19 protein-coding genes are annotated in these 17,623 nt (G+C 29.4%); 17 read left to right on the top strand and 2 right to left on the bottom strand.

Annotated elements, in window-relative coordinates:
* Positions 1 to 77 precede the first annotated feature (77 nt).
* Positions 78 to 590 carry a superoxide dismutase family protein gene (locus tag LEQ07_RS04085; RefSeq protein WP_046821917.1) on the top strand — a complete coding sequence of 171 codons (513 nt, stop codon included), beginning with the start codon at positions 78 to 80 and terminating at the stop codon, positions 588 to 590.
* A gap of 101 nt (positions 591 to 691) precedes the next feature.
* Here the strand turns inward: LEQ07_RS04085 and LEQ07_RS04080 are convergent, their stop codons facing one another.
* A complete protein-coding gene (locus LEQ07_RS04080) occupies positions 692 to 832 on the bottom strand; it encodes a hypothetical protein (protein ID WP_263329640.1) in 141 nt (46 codons plus the stop codon).
* A 531-nt stretch (positions 833 to 1,363) separates the two neighbouring features.
* On the opposite strand from LEQ07_RS04080, the gene LEQ07_RS04075 reads away from it, so the two are divergent.
* From LEQ07_RS04075 to LEQ07_RS04035, 10 genes are all read left to right on the top strand, one after another.
* Positions 1,364 to 2,509, top strand: a complete 1,146-nt coding sequence (locus LEQ07_RS04075) for a hypothetical protein (protein WP_263329639.1) — start codon at positions 1,364 to 1,366, stop codon at positions 2,507 to 2,509.
* 1,296 nt (positions 2,510 to 3,805) lie between these two features.
* Positions 3,806 to 4,282, top strand: a complete 477-nt coding sequence (locus LEQ07_RS20720; RefSeq protein WP_332842902.1) for a hypothetical protein — start codon at positions 3,806 to 3,808, stop codon at positions 4,280 to 4,282.
* Positions 4,283 to 4,362: 80 nt separating this feature from the next.
* Entirely contained in the window at positions 4,363 to 5,163 is an 801-nt protein-coding gene (locus tag LEQ07_RS20715) for a POT-type proton-dependent oligopeptide transporter (protein ID WP_332842901.1), read from the top strand.
* Between the two features lie 179 nt (positions 5,164 to 5,342).
* Complete coding sequence (locus LEQ07_RS04065) at positions 5,343 to 5,714, top strand: hypothetical protein (RefSeq protein ID WP_263329638.1); 372 nt, start codon at positions 5,343 to 5,345, stop codon at positions 5,712 to 5,714.
* Positions 5,711 to 6,442, top strand: a complete 732-nt coding sequence (locus LEQ07_RS04060) for a TlpA family protein disulfide reductase (protein ID WP_263329637.1) — start codon at positions 5,711 to 5,713, stop codon at positions 6,440 to 6,442. Before LEQ07_RS04065 ends, LEQ07_RS04060 begins: the two co-directional genes overlap by 4 nt.
* A gap of 9 nt (positions 6,443 to 6,451) precedes the next feature.
* A complete protein-coding gene (locus LEQ07_RS04055) occupies positions 6,452 to 6,589 on the top strand; it encodes a CD1871A family CXXC motif-containing protein (protein ID WP_167335613.1) in 138 nt (45 codons plus the stop codon).
* Positions 6,582 to 7,412 (top strand): 4Fe-4S binding protein, encoded by an 831-nt coding sequence (locus LEQ07_RS04050; protein ID WP_046824082.1) that lies wholly within the window; start codon positions 6,582 to 6,584, stop codon positions 7,410 to 7,412. Before LEQ07_RS04055 ends, LEQ07_RS04050 begins: the two co-directional genes overlap by 8 nt.
* A gap of 170 nt (positions 7,413 to 7,582) precedes the next feature.
* Positions 7,583 to 8,113 (top strand): helix-turn-helix domain-containing protein, encoded by a 531-nt coding sequence (locus LEQ07_RS04045; RefSeq protein WP_263329636.1) that lies wholly within the window; start codon positions 7,583 to 7,585, stop codon positions 8,111 to 8,113.
* A gap of 131 nt (positions 8,114 to 8,244) precedes the next feature.
* Positions 8,245 to 8,541 (top strand): hypothetical protein, encoded by a 297-nt coding sequence (locus LEQ07_RS04040; RefSeq protein ID WP_263329635.1) that lies wholly within the window; start codon positions 8,245 to 8,247, stop codon positions 8,539 to 8,541.
* Between the two features lie 183 nt (positions 8,542 to 8,724).
* On the top strand, positions 8,725 to 9,915 hold the full coding sequence (locus tag LEQ07_RS04035; protein WP_263329634.1) for an APC family permease: 1,191 nt from the start codon (positions 8,725 to 8,727) through the stop codon (positions 9,913 to 9,915).
* A 162-nt stretch (positions 9,916 to 10,077) separates the two neighbouring features.
* Here LEQ07_RS04035 and LEQ07_RS04030 read toward each other — a convergent pair whose 3' ends face one another.
* Positions 10,078 to 10,971, bottom strand: coding sequence for a LysR family transcriptional regulator (locus LEQ07_RS04030; protein ID WP_263329633.1), 894 nt, complete (start codon positions 10,969 to 10,971; stop codon positions 10,078 to 10,080).
* 259 nt (positions 10,972 to 11,230) lie between these two features.
* On the opposite strand from LEQ07_RS04030, the gene LEQ07_RS20710 reads away from it, so the two are divergent.
* The 6 genes from LEQ07_RS20710 (at position 11,231) to LEQ07_RS04005 (ending at position 17,623) form a co-directional block, all read left to right on the top strand.
* Positions 11,231 to 11,629, top strand: coding sequence for an NAD(P)/FAD-dependent oxidoreductase (locus LEQ07_RS20710; RefSeq protein WP_332842916.1), 399 nt, complete (start codon positions 11,231 to 11,233; stop codon positions 11,627 to 11,629).
* A gap of 14 nt (positions 11,630 to 11,643) precedes the next feature.
* Positions 11,644 to 12,912, top strand: a complete 1,269-nt coding sequence (locus LEQ07_RS04025) for an FAD-dependent oxidoreductase (protein ID WP_332842900.1) — start codon at positions 11,644 to 11,646, stop codon at positions 12,910 to 12,912.
* A gap of 44 nt (positions 12,913 to 12,956) precedes the next feature.
* Positions 12,957 to 14,237, top strand: a complete 1,281-nt coding sequence (locus LEQ07_RS04020) for a YeeE/YedE family protein (RefSeq protein WP_263329632.1) — start codon at positions 12,957 to 12,959, stop codon at positions 14,235 to 14,237.
* Positions 14,238 to 14,391: 154 nt separating this feature from the next.
* A complete protein-coding gene (gene murJ, locus LEQ07_RS04015; RefSeq protein ID WP_263329631.1) occupies positions 14,392 to 15,936 on the top strand; it encodes a murein biosynthesis integral membrane protein MurJ in 1,545 nt (514 codons plus the stop codon).
* A 139-nt stretch (positions 15,937 to 16,075) separates the two neighbouring features.
* Positions 16,076 to 16,840 carry an ABC transporter ATP-binding protein gene (locus LEQ07_RS04010; protein ID WP_263329630.1) on the top strand — a complete coding sequence of 255 codons (765 nt, stop codon included), beginning with the start codon at positions 16,076 to 16,078 and terminating at the stop codon, positions 16,838 to 16,840.
* Between the two features lie 96 nt (positions 16,841 to 16,936).
* Positions 16,937 to 17,623: an FtsX-like permease family protein gene (locus tag LEQ07_RS04005; RefSeq protein WP_263329629.1), complete on the top strand. Its 687-nt coding sequence runs from the start codon at positions 16,937 to 16,939 to the stop codon at positions 17,621 to 17,623.

Raw genomic sequence — 17,623 nt, 5'->3', positions numbered from 1 at the left:
ATCACATATTAACATTTTGAAAGTTTTAATCATAATATAGAGGGCGAGAAAATTTATTACAACTTAAGGAGGATATTATGGACAATTCTTGTAAAAAGTATGATATTCAAAAGGTTTTTTCTAATTACAATCCATCTAAGCCAGATGCATATGCAAAAATACAAGGAGGGCCACTAGGGCCTTGTATAAAGGGGATGGTATATTTATACCAATTAGATGAAGGAGTATATGTAAAAGCATATATAACTGGAATTCCTAATAAAAACAATCAAACTAGTGCATTTCATGGATTCCATATTCATGAGGTTGGAGACTGCTCAGTAGGGAATGAAAAGGAACCATTTATGGCAGCTAAATCTCATTATAATCCAACTAAAGTAGAGCATCCTATGCATGCAGGGGATTTACCACCAATACTATCTGCTGATGGAGTAGGGTTACTTTCTACATTTAGCAATAGATTTACTGTTGATGAAATAATAGGAAAGTCTTTTATAATTCATGAAGGTTATGATGATTTTACCACTCAACCGTCAGGAAATGCAGGGCCAAGGTTAGCGTGTGGGGTAATTGTTTCTAATTATATGTAAACTTAAAATAAATAAAAAATTTTATACAATGAGAAATGGTGAGCTTATTTAACGCTCACCATTTCATTTTAGACTATTTCAATTTTAAAATTTGTAATAAACTATTTTTCATCTATAATTTTACCATTATGAACATGTTGGTGCTTATGGTCAGATGAATGCTTACTATTCTTATAAGGTTTAAAATCATCATCATCTACAATTTCACCATTATGAACATGTTGGTGTTGATGATCAGACACATGATTACTTTCATTAGAAGGTGTTAAACTATCATCGTCTATAATTTTACCATTATGAACATGCTGGTGCTGATGATCAGATATATGATTATTATTAGAGTTAGATTCAATACCATCGTTAGGGATATTATTAAAATCATCCTCTATAACTTCACCATTTAGGATATATTTGTGTTTAACATCGTCTTGTATAACTTCACCATTATGAATGCGTTGGCGTTTAACAGTTGATATATGATGGCTCTCTTTTTTAGGAGCTTGATTTTTATTATTTATATTTTTTCTTGATTCATAATACTTAATCCCCTTTGCAATTAATCTTCTATATTATCGTCTTCACATTCTTCGATTGTAGTAACTTCTATATCAGGGTTAGAGTTAATCATTTCACCTCTATTACAGAAATGTGTTTCGCAGTGATCTGTATGACAGTGATGTTTCTTACCACAACATGGGCAAGTTATATATATATTTATAGGCGTACTAACAGTTATTGGTCCAACGTTATTAGTTGCAGTAGATTGGTTATTGTTGTTTGCATTAGATTCAGCTGCAGAATCTACATTAGCAGTAGAAGTAGTGTCAGCGTCAGCAGTAGCATCTACAGTAGAATTAGAGTCAGAAACAGAAGCTGAATCAGTATCTGCAGTAGAAGTAGAATCAGAAGTGGTATTAGCGTCAGCATTATTATCTACAGTAGAAGTTGAGTCAGTGTTAGTAGTAGAAGTAGTATCAGCATCAGCAGTAGAGTTAGCAGCAGAGTCAGAATCAGAAGTAGTATCTACAGTAGAATTAGCAGCTGAATCAGAAGTAGAATCAGTGTCAGCAGTAGAGCTAGCATCTGAACCAGAAGTAGAAGCTGAATCAGTATCTGCAGTAGAAGTAGTATCAGCATCAGCAGTAGAGTTAGCAGCAGAGTCAGAATCAGAAGTAGTATCTACAGTAGAATTAGCAGCTGAATCGGAAGTAGAATCAGTGTCAGCAGTAGAGCTAGCATCTGAACCAGAAGTAGAAGCTGAATCAGTATCTGCAGTAGAAGTAGTATCAGCATCAGCAGTAGAGTTAGCAGCAGAGTCAGAATCAGAAGTAGTATCTACAGTAGAATTAGCGTCTGAATCAGAAGTAGAATCAGAGTTAGCGTCAGCATCAGCATTAGCGTCTGAGTCAGAAGTAGAATCAGAGTTAGCGTCAGCATCAGCATTAGCGTCTGAGTCAGAAGTAGAATCAGAGTTAGCATCGGCATCAGCAGTAGAGTCTGAATCAGAAGTAGAATCAGAGTTAGCGTCGGCATCAGCAGTAGAGTCAGAAGTAGAAGTAGAATCAGAGTTAGCGTCAGCATCAGCAGTAGAGTCAGAAGTAGAAGTAGAATCAGAGTTAGCGTCAGCATCAGCAGTAGAGTCTGAATCAGAAGTAGAATCAGAGTTAGCGTCAGCATCAGCAGTAGAGTCTGAATCAGAAGTAGAATCAGAGTTAGCATCGGCATCAGCAGTAGAGTCAGAAGTAGAAGTAGAATCAGAGTTAGCGTCGGCATCAGCAGTAGAGTCAGAAGTAGAAGTAGAATCTGAATCCGCATTAGAATCAGCAGTAGAATCTGAGTCAGAATCAGCACAAGAACAAGATTTAGAATCATTATCTAAGCTCGTGTTTATATCTACATTTGATCTTGGATTTATATAATCATCGTCATCATCAAAATGACAACTATTTTTTCTTTTACATTGAGCTTCTTCAAGCATTTTTATTAAATCTCTAAGAGAACTCATTTGGTCCTTATTGTTTTTACAACAAGACTTTGGCATAGATCTATTCTCAATTATTGGTTTGCGCATATATTTCTCTCCTATATGTGTTTTTTAGTGTAGGTAGTTTTTATCTACCCATATAATATGTATATAGAATTTTGCAAAATTTGACACTCAAATTAGAGATTTAATGTAAAAAAATGGAGGATTTTCTATAAGTGATTTAAACTTATAGAAAAGTTACATAAAAGGATATTAAATTTTTTTATTGTGTACATATAACAGTTAGTTTTCGAATAAGTTTATTGTGAGATAATTAATAATATATTTATATTTCTCATAATAATTTTAAATAAATGAGGAAGTGATGTTTGATGTGAAATTATTTATTTAGAAGTAGTGTGAAATTAGTTTATTAGAAAAGAAATAAGTGTCCCAATTTAATAAATAAACTATAATGATAGTATTGATTAATTATAAATTGGACCTTAGAATTAAAACATTTATATTAAAAATATATATTTAAAAATTAGTTTTTAATATAAAGAATATTTATATTGACAGTAAAAAGTTTTTTTGCTAAATTTCTCATAAGGAGGTAAATAGTTTAAGGGAGGGTATAATGTAAATTGTTGGAAAATTGTTAAAATTGGAGGCGATTATAATCATCACTTTTATTTTGACAAAAACAATATAGTACATGCAGAAAAAAGTACTAATATTTCAACTATAGTAGTAAAAGACTACTTCATAAAATGACTAAATTAAAAAATATATAGCGAAAAGTTAATCGTACATATTATTTAAATTCAAGCTATATAGACATCTAAAAATTTCTAATGAAATTTATCAACTCAGACATAATCTTAACAGACTAAATAAAATTAGTTTTCAATCATTTAAAAAGCATCATATAACATCTAAGTCTATCAAACAATAATCCAAGAGTATTGTAAAATTAAAATATTATTAAGTGTGCAGTTTTAAAATCAGTGTTTAAGTCAAAATGGAATCATTACATTTATTTATTATATTCAGAATATTTATACTTAATTGACACTGATAAGTAGTAAAAAACGATGAAATTATAACATTAATAGTTGGAGGGGATATCCAACAAAATTTAAAAGGGGTAGCTAGTTATCTTTTATAGATACTAGTAATTTGTATATGCAATAATTAAATTAATCATATACAAGAAAATATTATATTAAATATTTTGGAGGGTAATATGGAAAGCGCAGTAAAAAATAAAAATAAATATCCTTTTGGTTTTTATGTTTGTTCATTCTCATATACATTAGAACGTATGGCATTTTATTCTTCTAAATGGTTAATTGGAATATTCATAGTTGCAGCAGTTGCAAAAGGAGGACTTGGATTAAGTTCATCAGATGGAGCTAAAATGATTGCCAACTTAGTAGCATTTACGTATGTAACTCCTATACTTGGAGGATATATAGCAGATAAATGGTTAAGTCCAAGATTATGTGTTCCTATAGGAACGATACTTATGGGACTTGGATATATGTGTGGGTGGCAAGCGTCTGCTCAAACATCAATTGGACTTGTATGGGCAATGATAATACTTGTATCAATAGGTACAGGATTATTTAAAGGGAATCTAGCAGGTATAATGGTAGATTATTTGAAAACAAAGAAGACCTGGATGGTGCATTTTCTGTTCAATATTCTTTTGTTAACATAGGTGCATTTATAGGAACAACAGCTGTATCTTTTATAGCTTACTCTGCAGTAGGATTTGGAGGAACATTCTTAATATGTGGATTGCTTTTATTCTTAGATACAATATGGTTTATAATTGGAGGAAAAGCTTCATTTGGAGATGTTGGTAAGAAACCATTTAAAATAAATGAAACTAATGTTGCATCTGAATTAGAAGCGCAAAAATCTTCTGAAGAGCCTTTAACTAAAAAAGATAAATTAAGAATAAGTGCAATTATATTTGTCACAGTATTCTCTATAGCATTTTGGTTAGTATACTACTTAGCAACTCTACCAATACTATATCATTGGGGACCAGATTTTGCTGATGCTAATAAAGCTAATTGGATTATAGGAAGTTTTAGAGTACCATCAGCTTGGTTCGACTCATTAAATTCTCTTTCTTGTATAATTCTTGGACCAATATTAGCTATGGTTTGGAATAAACGTGCAAGATCTCCTAAAGGGGATTTAAGTATGTTCAAGAAAACTGCATTAGGTATGATATTACTAGGATTATCATTTGCAGTAATGGCATTAGCAGAAGTATTAAGAGGAGATGGTCAAGCGAGTTTAATATGGATAGTTATGTTTGGAGTATTAATGACGCTTGGTGAAATGGTATTCTCTCCACTTGGAAATTCATTTATAAGTAAATTTTCACCTGCTAAAGTATTGGGATTAATGATGGGTATATGGCCACTAGCAGTATTTATAGCTGCTAAAGCACATGGTTACTTATATGAATTCTTATCAAAATTCTCATTTGCACCTGCATATGCTATGGTAGGAGCTGTAGTAATTGTATGTGGAATAATACTATGGAGTTTTGATAAAAAATTAAGCAAACTCGTAGAAGATTAATATAATAAAAACATCGGATGTTAAAATCATCCGATGTTTTTTTATGCCTAAATATTATTGATTTTACTAAAAGTACTAACAATTTATTTTTAAGGTTTATTTAAGATTGAGTTTAATTACAGTTAAAGTTAATCATTTAAGATGTATAGTGTAAATAATAACAAACGAGGAGAGATAAAATGAAAAGAAGATTTCTAATGACAGGTTTTTTAATTGCAGCTTTAGCATTAGGGGGATGTAGCAATTTAGGAAGCAAAACATCAGATAAAAATAAGTCAGCACAAACACAAAGTAGTAATCAAGAAAGTTCTGATGAAACAGTAGTACAAGAGTTAGGAGTTAAGTTTAAGTTACCTACTTCTTGGGAAAAAATTGGAGCTGGAGGAGCGGTATTAGATGAAAGTGAAATGTCATTTAGTTTCATGTGTACTGATGATGCAAAAGAACTGGGTGAATTGTCTAAGAAAATGGATGAAAAGAAAGTATCTAATAAAGGGAAAATAGATAAATCAGATGAAGAAAAATTAATGAATTTATATATGGAAAAATGAAAAATATAGGTTCTATATTAAAATTAAATAAAAATGATGCTGAGAAAGTATTAAAAAGTGAAAAATATTCAAATTATAGTAAAAAAGATAAAGTTGGAGAGCTAAATAACTATGTATACTACTTTGTATATAACGAAAAAATAGACGACAGCAACTTATCAGATGATTCAAAATCTGAGGTTAAAAATATTGAAAAGTCTATAAATGAGTTTAAGGATAGTATAAAACCAATTGATCCATCTAAAATAAAATCTAATACTAAAGATGAAAAAGCAACTGAAGAGAGTATAAATGGAAATATATCTTTTAAATCTAAAACTATACAAGGAAAAAACATAGATAGTTCTATATTTAAAGAGAATAAACTTACAATGATAAATATATGGGGTACATCATGCATGCCATGTATAGATGAAATGCCAGAATTACAAAAATTATCTAAAGAAGTTAAATCTAAAGGTGTTAATGTTATTGGGGTGGTAGCAGATACGCCAGATGAAGATAATGAAGCATTAGCTAAATCAATATTGGATAAAAAAGGTGTTAAGTTTGATAATGTAATACCAGATAAAGATTTACATGAGTGGATACTTAAAAATGTTAAAGGAACTCCAACTACAATATTTGTAGACAAAGACGGTAAAATAGTAAGTACAGCTTTAGTAGGAACAGCAAGTAAAGCTGAATACAATGCAAAAATAGATGAAGTTTTAAAATCTATTAAGTAGGATTATTATATGAAAGAGAAATTAACAAGATATATAGTGTTAGCTATGAGTATTTGCTTTATTGCAGTAGGATCTAGTAGAGGTGAGGTTAAAGTAGTATTAAAGAAAGCTATTAACATATGCTTGGAGTGTATTGGAATTGGATAAAAGAAATATAACTCAATTAATAGCTACATTACTCACAAATGCTAACTTCAAGGGATTCATTGAAAAAGGGATATATCAAGGAGATACTAAGAAATTATGTGTTCCAGGACTTAATTGCTACTCATGTCCTGGAGCATTAGGTTCATGCCCTATAGGATCATTACAAGCTGTTTTAGGAAGCATAAAGTACAATTTTTCCTATTATATAGTAGGGTTAATGACTTTATTTGGTGTTGTATTTGGAAGATTCATATGTGGGTGGCTATGTCCATTTGGATTTTTCCAAGATTTATTATATAAAGTGAAGGTAAAAAAAGTTAAAGTGAATAAGACACTAGATGGAGCTTTAAAATATCTTAAATATGTAATATTATTGGTATTTGTAATAATTTTACCTATGTTTGTAACTAATGAATTTGGATTATCCAAACCATATTTCTGTGAATTTATATGTCCAGCAGGTACTTTAGAGGGAGGTATACCCCTAGTACTATTAAATGAATCTTTAAGAAGTACTATAGGCTTTTTATATGCTTGGAAGTTATTTATACTTATAGCAATTATTATATTATCTACATTTGTATATAGACCGTTTTGTAGATACCTTTGCCCATTAGGAGCATTTTATTCAATCTTTAATAAATTTAGCTTTTATAAATACAGTATTGATAAAGAGAAGTGCGTAGGATGTAATGTATGTACTAAAAAATGTCATATGGATATAGAAGTTTATAAAAAGCCAAATAGCATAGATTGTATAAGATGTGGAGAATGCGTTAAGTCATGTCCAACTAATGCTATAAAAAAAGGATTTAAACTATAATATTTAAAATAAATTGAGGCATACTTGAATTATCAGGTATGTCTTTTGTTTTACTCTACGATTCGTTTATTGAATAAAATCTTTAAGTAGTTTAAATTATTATTAAGAGGTGGGGCCGATGGATTGTAAAAAATTGGTAATTTAATTTACCAATTAAGAAAAGAAAAAATATGACTCAAAAACAAGTTGCTGATGAAATGAATATAAGTGATAAAACAATAAGTAAATGGGAACGAGGGCAAGGCTGCCCAGATATTTCTTTATTACCAGAGTTAGCACAAATATTAGGAACAAGTGTTGATGGAATTTTATCAGGAGAAATAAATTTAAACGAATTCGTAGGAGGAAATATGAACAAATTAAAATTTTATGTATGTCCACAATGTAATAATTTAATGACTGCTACAGGCGATGCTAGTATATCATGTTGTGGGAAAAAAATAGAACCATTAGAAGTTAAAAAAGCAGATGATAAACATTTACTTAATATAGAACCTGTTGAAGATGAATTATTTGTAACTTCTGAACATGAGATGAAGAAAGAACATTACATCTCATTTGTAGCATATGTAAGAGGAGATAGAGCTCTTATTGTAAAGCAATACCCTGAATGGAATATGCAATTTAGATTCCGTAAACAAGGTCATGGAAGACTATATTTTTACTGCACAAATGACGGATTATATTATCAAATAGTTTAAGATTATAGACTAGAGAAACTCATATCAAATTAGGTATGAGTTTTTTACTGTAAATTTATAAGTCTATAAATTTGAAAAGTAACAAGGTTAGGAATAATTCATATTATGTAAAGGAAAGGAGATGAAAGAAAATGAATACATCTAGAAATATAAATAAAATGCAGGAAAAATGTAATGAACTAAAAGACTTTCATGTTATCATAACTCTAAAAGATGGAAGTAAATTTGATGGAATAATTACAGATTCAGATGACTATGGGGTAACTGTATTAGTTGGAGAAGATGTAATAGAAAATGAGGATGAAACAACATCAAGACAAATGCCTAGAAGGTATAGACGTTATAGAAGAAGAAGATTTCCTATTGCTTCATTGGTTGGATTATCGTTATTGCTTTATCCATTTATAGCTCCACCTTATCCATATTAATAAAATATAGCTCATATATATTATATATGAGCTATATTTTATTAATGTGGATTTTAAATAAAAGGATTTTAATAATTAGAGTAAATATAAGAAATACTTATTCTGTATAAATCTTTATTATAACGGTGGATTGTCGTTATATAGTATATTTAAGATAATTAAAAAAATAACAAAGGAGAAAATATGAATAAAAAGTTGTCTATTATCGAAGTGTTTGCAATTATTCTTGGTGCTATAATAGGATGGGGAGCATTTATGCTTCCAGGTAGCAAATTTTTAAAAAGTGCAGGGGTAATAAACACGTTTATAGGTCTATTACTAGGATCAATTTGTATAATAATAATCGAAAGAAGTTATCATATGATGATGAAAGATACGTGTGAAGAAGGTGGAGAGTTTTCATATGTATATAATAAATTAGGTAAAAACCATGGATTTATAGTAGGATGGTTTTTATCTTTAGCCTATTTAACAATGATTCCATTAAATGCAAGTGCTCTACCTCTTGTAATAAATAAGTTATTTAAAGGAGCATTAGATTTTGGATACTTATACACTGTAGCTGGAGATAGTATTTATATAGGGGAAGTTATTGTATCGTGCATAGCTATTTTCTTATTTATGTTAATAAATTTAAAAGGAATAAAAGAGACTGGTAGAGTTCAGACTTATATAATATTACTACTTGTAATATGTGTAATTTTTGTATTTTTTGGAATGACTTATACTGCAGGAACCCAGACTCTTTTTAACAGTTATGTGTATAATTATGAATTTGATTTAAATCAAATTTTACAAGTATTTGCTATAACCCCATTTTTATATGTTGGATTTGATGCTGTTCCACAACTAGCAACAAATTTTGGATTTGATAATAAAAAGGCATCCATATTAGCTATAGTATCACTTCTAGTAGGGATGATGATTTACAATGTGTTAAATATAGCAACAGCTATAGCATTTACACCTGCGCAAGCTACTAGCTTGGAGTGGGCATTAGGAAGTGGAGTAATTAAATATATAGGGAGAACAGGATTCTTAGTACTTGTATTAGCGTTAGGTGCAGCAGTTTCGAGTGGGATAAATGGATTTATGGTTTGCAGTACAAAACTAATTGGAGCGATGGGGAAAAAACAAGTTATACCATATTCATTTAGTAAAAAGAATAAAAATGGAGAATTAGGAAAAAGTATTGTGTTTGTAAGCATAATAAGTTTTATAGCTGTTATGTTTGGGAGAGAAGTTATAATATGGATTGTTGATATGTCTTCATTAGGAGCTGCAATTGCTTATTTTTATGTATGTATAGTAACTTTTATGAAACAAAAAGAAATATCAAAAAAAAATAATATCATTTCTAGGATTAGCAAGTAGTATTTTATTTATAATATTACTTTTAGCACCATTTTCTCCAGCTAGATTATCAATAGAATCTCTTATGGCTTTATTAATATGGTCTTTTTTAGGAATGATATTTTGGTATAAAAACAAAGTGTAGGTTTAAATCTACACTTTGTTTTTATACAATAAAAATGTTTAGTAACAAAAACATCTATTTCCAGAAGTTATAAAATCAATAAATGATTTTTCGTGGTATTTTAAGTTATAATCAGATCTATACACCAATGAATAGTTACATTGAAGTGATAACCCTTTAACAAATATTTTTTTTAGGTATTTATCATGAAGCTCATGTTTTGTAACTATTTCAGGAAGAAAAGCATAACTGCCACTATGAATAAGAGTTCTTTTTATAGCCTCATCAGAATTCAATGTGAATTGAATATTTAAATTTTCAAAATCTTGACCATGAGTCTTTAAATCTCTTGCAATAAATTTATTTATTGTTGAGTTAGTTTCTCTTGTAATTATAGGTAAAGTTGTTAAGCTATCAAGATTAATACTAGATATAGGTAGATTATAGTTACAAACTAGAATTACATCACTTTTAATAATAGGGACTTCTACCATATCCTCTACACTTTCTAATGATTGTATTATACCTATGTTAATTTCATGATTTCTAAGCTTTTCTAAAACTTCACAAGAAGTTAAACTCAAAATATTAATATCTATATTTTCATAAATTTTTTTGAAGGTATAAGCACTGCAAGGTAGAGCATAGTCTGCTAAACTAGAGCATGCTCCTATGGTCAACTGGTTTTTCATTTCATCTAGTTCTAAAAGGTCTTTTCTCATATTTTTTTCAAGGGCAAGAATTGATTTAGCATAATTGAAAACTATTTCACCTTCTGGTGTAAGAGTGACGCCCTTGTTGCTACGCTGTAAAAGTGTTTTTCCAAGACTGCTTTCTAAAGATTGCAATTGAAAGCTAAGACCAGGTTGACTAAGATGCAATTTTTTTGCAGCCACAGATATACTATTACATTTTGCAGTAACATACAAGGATTTTAGATAAGTAATGTCCATTTTATCCTCCAAATTAATTTTTAAAATTTTGTTTTAATATAAATATAGTTTAACTAATAATCAATAAATTAACAACTTTTTTAAAATTTTTAAAAAGAAAGAATAGTCGTATAAAAAAAGCTTATTACGGTATAAAAGATACTTATTTTACTGAGAAGAAGATAGATGTTAAAATATAAACAAAGATAATTGTTAAAAAATTAATAATTTTAAATAAATTATATAAAGAATATGAGGAGGATAATGAGATGAGTAAAAAATATTAATTGTAGGTGGAGTAGCTGGAGGAGCATCGGCAGCAGCAAGAATTAGAAGATTAGATGAATCTGCGGATATAATAATGTTTGAAAAAGGGCCTCATGTTTCATTTTCAAATTGTTGCTTACCATACCATTTAAGTGGTCAAATTGAGAATCATGAAGATTTGGTACTTATGACACCAGATAAGTTTTTTAATCAATATAACATAAATGTTCGTATATTTAATGAAGTATTATCTATAGATAGAGAAAATAAGAAAATAAAAGTTAAAAATGTTGTTACAGGAAAAACTTATGATGAAAGTTATGACAAGTTGATTTTAGCACCAGGGGCAAACGCTATTGTGCCGCCTATTGAAGGTATAGAGAATGCAAAAGTTTTGTTGTTAAAAACGTAGTAGATATATCTAGATTGAATCAGTTTATACAATCGAGAGGATCTAAAAATATATCAGTTATAGGTGCTGGATTTATAGGTATGGAAGTGGCAGAAAACCTAAAAGAAGCAGGATATAATGTCACTTTAATAGAAGCGGCTAGTCAAGTTATGAGAATTTTTGATGAAGATATGGTTCAAATTATTCACAAAGAATTATATGATCAAGGAATAGATTTAATATTAGGTGATAAAGTTACAAAGTTTGAGAATAATGACATAATATTAGAGTCTGGAAGAAAAATTGAGTCAGATGCAATTGTGATGGCTATTGGAGTAAAGCCAGAAGTAAAATTAGCCAAAGAATGTGGACTTGAATTAGGTGAAACTGGAGCCCTTAAAGTAGATCAAAATTATAGAACGATAGACAAAGATATATATGCAGTAGGGGATGTAATAGAAGTAACTAATGCAATATCAAAGAAAATACAACACCTTCCACTTGCAGGGCCAGCACAAAAGCAAGCAAGAGCTGTAGCCGATCATATATATGGATTACCAGTTAGTAATACTGGATATATAGGATCATCTTGCATAAAGGTATTTGATTATAATGCTGCATGCACAGGTTTAACAGAATCACAATGTGAAAGACTTGGAATAAATTATGATAGTGTATATGTAATACCACAAGATAAAGTTGGTTTAATGCCTGATAATAATCACATTCATTTTAAATTAGTATTTGAAGTTCCAACAGGGAAAGTACTAGGAGCTCAATCAATAGGTAAAGGTAATGTAGATAAGAGAGTAGATATAATTGCAACATTAATAAAAATGGATGGAACAATAGATGATTTAAGAGATTTAGAGTTATGTTATGCGCCACCATTTGGAACAGCTAAAGATGCGGTAAACCATGCTGCACTTGTAGCTCTTAATATAATGCAAGGGACTTTTAAACAAGTACATGTAGGTGAGGTTCGTAAGTTAGTTGAAGATAAAGCATATATTATAGATGTAAGAGAGAAAGATGAATTTGAAGAAGGCCATTTAATTGGAGCAGTAAATATACCTCTAAGTGAAATAAGAAATAGAATAGATGAAATACCTAAAAATAAGCCTGTATATTTACATTGCCGTAGCGCTCAAAGAAGTTATAATGCTACAGTTGCACTGGGGCATTTAGGATTTAATAATATTTGGAACATTTCTGGAAGTTTCTTAGGGATTTGTTTCTATGAATACTTTAAAGATAATTCTGAAAATAAATCACCTATAGTAACTGCATATAATTTTAAATAAAATGATAAGTTCTTAAAATAATATAATGATAGGAGAAAATTGTTGTGAAAAAAAATATAGAATATATTATTGGATTTTTACTTCTTGCCGCTATTTTAGTAATTGGAAAAAATAGTTTAGAAGGTTCAATGCTATTTTTTAGATTAATTGTAGGATTAGGGTTAGGATATGCACTTACACGATCATTTTTCGGGTTTGCAGGCAGTGTAAATAGAAGTTATAGAGCTGGATCTACAAAATTAATGAGAACATTAATTTTATTATTTGTGGGAACTGCAATTGTTAGCACTTGTTTCTTTATAGGTCAAGATCCAACTCAATATGACTTATGGATTAACCCTATTAACGTAGGTCTTATATTAGGAGGAATAACTTTTGGATTTGGGATGGCGTTTTGTAGTTGTTGTGCATCTGGAGTTCTTACTGATATAGTAACGGGTCTTCCTCGTGCTTTAATTACCATTATATTTTTTGGCATGGGGGTATATGTAGGATTTCCTGTACAAAATTCAGCGACATGGGTATCGAAAACAATGTTTTCATCTCAAACATTTGAAAATGGAGTATTTTTACCAGACTTATTTAAGTGGGACGGATTAGAAGGATATTTAGGAGCTATAATATTAACAATATTATTTGCATGTATAGCAATTTGGATTGCTAAAATTTATGAAGATAAAAGAAAAGCCAAAAATTCATATACAGGCGTAGACACAGAAGTTGCTCAAGTAAAAGTATATAATGATGATAAACAATTTAAATTATTTAGTCAAAAAACTTACGATATATTATTTGTTAGACCGTGGACTCTAGGAATGGGAGCTGTTGTGATAGGAGGTATATTTATACTTCTAATGGGAGTAACTAAAGCTGGATGGGGAGCATCAACTCCTTATGGATTCTGGTTTGGAAGATTACTTGTAGCATTTGGAATGTCTCCTGAAAGCATAGCAAGCTTTGCAGGAAAGCCAGTTGAAATGTTTACAGGACCGTTTTTCCAAAATGCAATTAATGTACAAAATGTTGGAATAATATTAGGAACGCTTATTGCTTTACTTTTATCAGGAAGCTTTATAAAAACTTTTAAAGAAGGACTGTCTATAACATTTAAGGAAGCATTAATATATGTTATAGGTGGGTTTGCTATGGGATTTGGAACAAGACTATCAAATGGATGCAATGTAGGAGCATTATACACTCCAATAGCAAATTTTTCTTTATCGGGGTGGATATTCTTAGTATTTTTAGTTGTAGGTGGAATTATAGGTAACATTGTATATAAGAAAATAATGACAAATAAATGTTGTGAAAAACAATCAGCATAATTAAAATATATATAATTAAGTTCAAAAGCGCTAATATAAATTAGCGCTTTTATTTTAATTTTAATTAAATTTAACTTTAATTTAACTTTTGATAACTATAATTATATGAAGAGTAAAATAATAAGCTTAAATATAATTACAAGGAGAAATATATATGTCAAAAGTAGCAAAAGCGGCTGTCGGATTGATGATAGCGACATTAATAGCAAAAGTTTTAGGGTTTGCAAGAGAGCTCACACTAGCTTCAGTATATGGAGCTTCTGGGACAAGCGATGCATTTTTAGTAGCTATGAATATACCTGCAGTTATATTTGCAGCAATAGGGACTTCTTTAGATACAGCGTTTATTCCTTTGTATCATGATATAAGAAAAAATGGCGGTAAAGAAGAATCAAATAAATTTACAAATAACGTATTAAATACAGTAATACTAATTTGTTTAGGTCTTTCTGTGGTAGGGTTGATATTTACACCTCAAATTGTAAAATTATTTGCAGTTGGATTTAAAGGAGAGGTATTTGATCAAGCTGTTTACTTTACTAGGGTAATGATACTTGGATTATCAGTTTTAGGTATGAGCTATATTATGACTGCATATTTACAGGTTAAAGATAACTTTGTAGTTCCAGGATTGATGAGTGTACCAAATAATATTATTGTAATAGCTTCAATTATTTTAAGTGCGACGATAAATATACACTTACTTCCATGGGGAGCTTTACTAGGACTATCATTACAGTTTTTATTTCAATACCCTTTTGCAAGAAAAAAAGGATTTAAATACAAACTAATTGTTGATTTTAATGATAAGTACTTAAGAAGATTACTTTGGCTTGTAATACCAGTTTTAATAGGGGTTGCAGTAAATCAAGTAAGTACAATAGTTGATAGAACTATAGCATCGACTCTTGCAGAAGGAAGTATATCTGCATTAAACTATGCCAGCAAATTAAATCAATTCGTAATGGGTATGTTTATAGTGTCAATTTCATCTGTTATTTATCCTATGTTATCTAAGTTAACTACAGAAAATAATAAAGAAGAATTTTATAAGTCTATAAAAACATCTGTAAATACAGTAACACTTTTAGTTATACCTATATCAGCAGGAGCTATGATACTTGCTGAACCAATCGTAAAAATGCTTTTTGAAAGAGGAGAATTCGATGCAAGAGCTACACAAATGACTGCTATAGCACTTGTGTTTTACTCTATAGGTATGATAGGTTTTGGTCTTAGAGATATACTTGGAAAAGTATTTTATTCATTACAAGATACAAAAACACCTATGAAAAATGCGATAATAACAATTATATTAAATATAATATTAAATTTATTATTTGTAAGATTTACGAATATGGGAATAGCTGGATTAGCATTTGCAACTAGTATATCTGCTATTGTCACTATAATATTGTTATTTATAAGTTTAAGAAAAAAAATTGGACAGTTTGGTGGAAAAGAAATTTTAGTAGTTTTAATAAAGTCAATTGTATCTGCAGGGTTAATGTCAGTAATTACAATATTTGTATACAAGTTTTTAGGCGGAATGTTACCAGTTGGAAAATTATATGAAACTATAACTTTAGCTATATCAATAGGATGTGGAGCATTAACATATGGTATATGCATAATATTATTAAGAGTAGATGAAGTAAATTTAATTTTAGAGACTGTAAAAAACAAAATAAAAAGATAAGCAGAAAGGTATTGATGAAATCAATACCTTTTTTTGTTAAGCTTACAAATATGTAATTTTAATGATAGATAAATCGATATTAGAAAATTATAAAAAGCTATATACTTAATTTTGTAATAATTAAAGGAGGTTAATAAACATGACAAAAATACTTGAAGTTAGAAACTTAATGAAATCATATGGTACAAATAAAAATACGCAAACAGTATTAAATGGAATAGATATTGATATAAACAAAGGTGAGTTTGTAGGAGTAATGGGACCATCTGGGGCAGGTAAAAGTACACTTTTAAATATAGTTTCAACTATAGACACTGCAAGTAGTGGAGATGTAAAAATAGAAGGAAAAAACATAACAAATTTAAACAATAAGCAAATATCAAAATTTAGAAGAGAAAGTTTAGGATTTATATTCCAAGATTTTAACCTACTAGATACATTATCAGTAAAAGATAATATAGCATTGCCTTTAGCACTTGCTCGTGCAAATGAAAAGACAATAAACAAGACTGTATTCTCAATTGCTAAAACACTAGGGATTGAAACATTACTTGGTAAATATCCTTATGAAATATCAGGAGGTCAAAAACAAAGAACAGCTTGTGCAAGAGCTATAATTACAAATCCATCGTTGATATTGGCAGATGAGCCAACAGGAGCACTGGACTCTAAATCATCTACGGACCTTTTAAATGCAATGACAAAGTTAAATGAAGAACAAGATGCAACAATAATGATGGTTACACATGATGCATTTGCAGCTAGTTATTGTAAAAGAGTCTTATTTATTAAAGATGGATTAATATTTAAAGAGATAAATAGAATAGGAACAAGAAAAGAATTTTTTAAGGAAATTTTAGATGTATTATCATTGATAGGTGGTGGAGACAATGATCTTATTTAATATAGCGAAAAAAACATACAAAAAAATCTTAAAGGATATTTCTTATACTTTTTCTCTATAGTTTTTACAGTTGGAATATATTATGCATTTAAGAATTTGCAATATAATCCTAGTATAGATGCAGCTTTATCAGCAAGTTCTAAAGCATCAGCAGCATTTAATGCGGCGTCAATTGTAATAGCATTATTTTCAGTTTTATTTATATGGTACTCAAATAGTTTCTTTATAAAAAAGAGGAAAAAAGAGATTGGACTATATGCATTATTAGGAATTGAAAACAAGGATATAGGGCTTTTATTATTCTTTGAAACATTGATAATAGGTGTAGCGGCTATTGTAATTGGGATAATAGCTGGAGTTGTATTTTCTAAAATGATGTTAGGAATACTTATAAAGCTTATAGGATTAAATTTAATCATAAATTTTGCAGTTTCAATAAAAGGAATGTTCGAGACATTTGTATTATTCATATTAATATTTTTAGTTATTGCTTATCAAAGTAATAGAATAATATATAAATTTAAGCTTATTGAATTGTTTAAAGCTTCAAGTACATCTGAAAAAGCTAAAAGAGGATCAAAGTTATTAGCTGTATTATCTATAGTTTTTATATTAGTTGGATATGGAGTATATCTTTCTACAACAAATGGAATGGATTTAATTCTTGGAGCATTTGTCACATTATTTATGGTAGTTGTTGGTACATTTTTATTTTTTAGTTCATTTATGTTTTTTATAATTAAAAAACAACAAAAAATGGGGCAAATTATTATAAAGGATTAA

Source organism: Paraclostridium sp. AKS73, assembly GCF_025671395.1.
In the GTDB taxonomy this organism is placed as follows: Bacteria; Bacillota; Clostridia; order Peptostreptococcales; family Peptostreptococcaceae; genus Paraclostridium; species Paraclostridium benzoelyticum.
The sequence above is the reverse complement of the archived record's forward strand: the minus strand, read 5'-3'. Positions and strand labels throughout refer to the sequence as shown.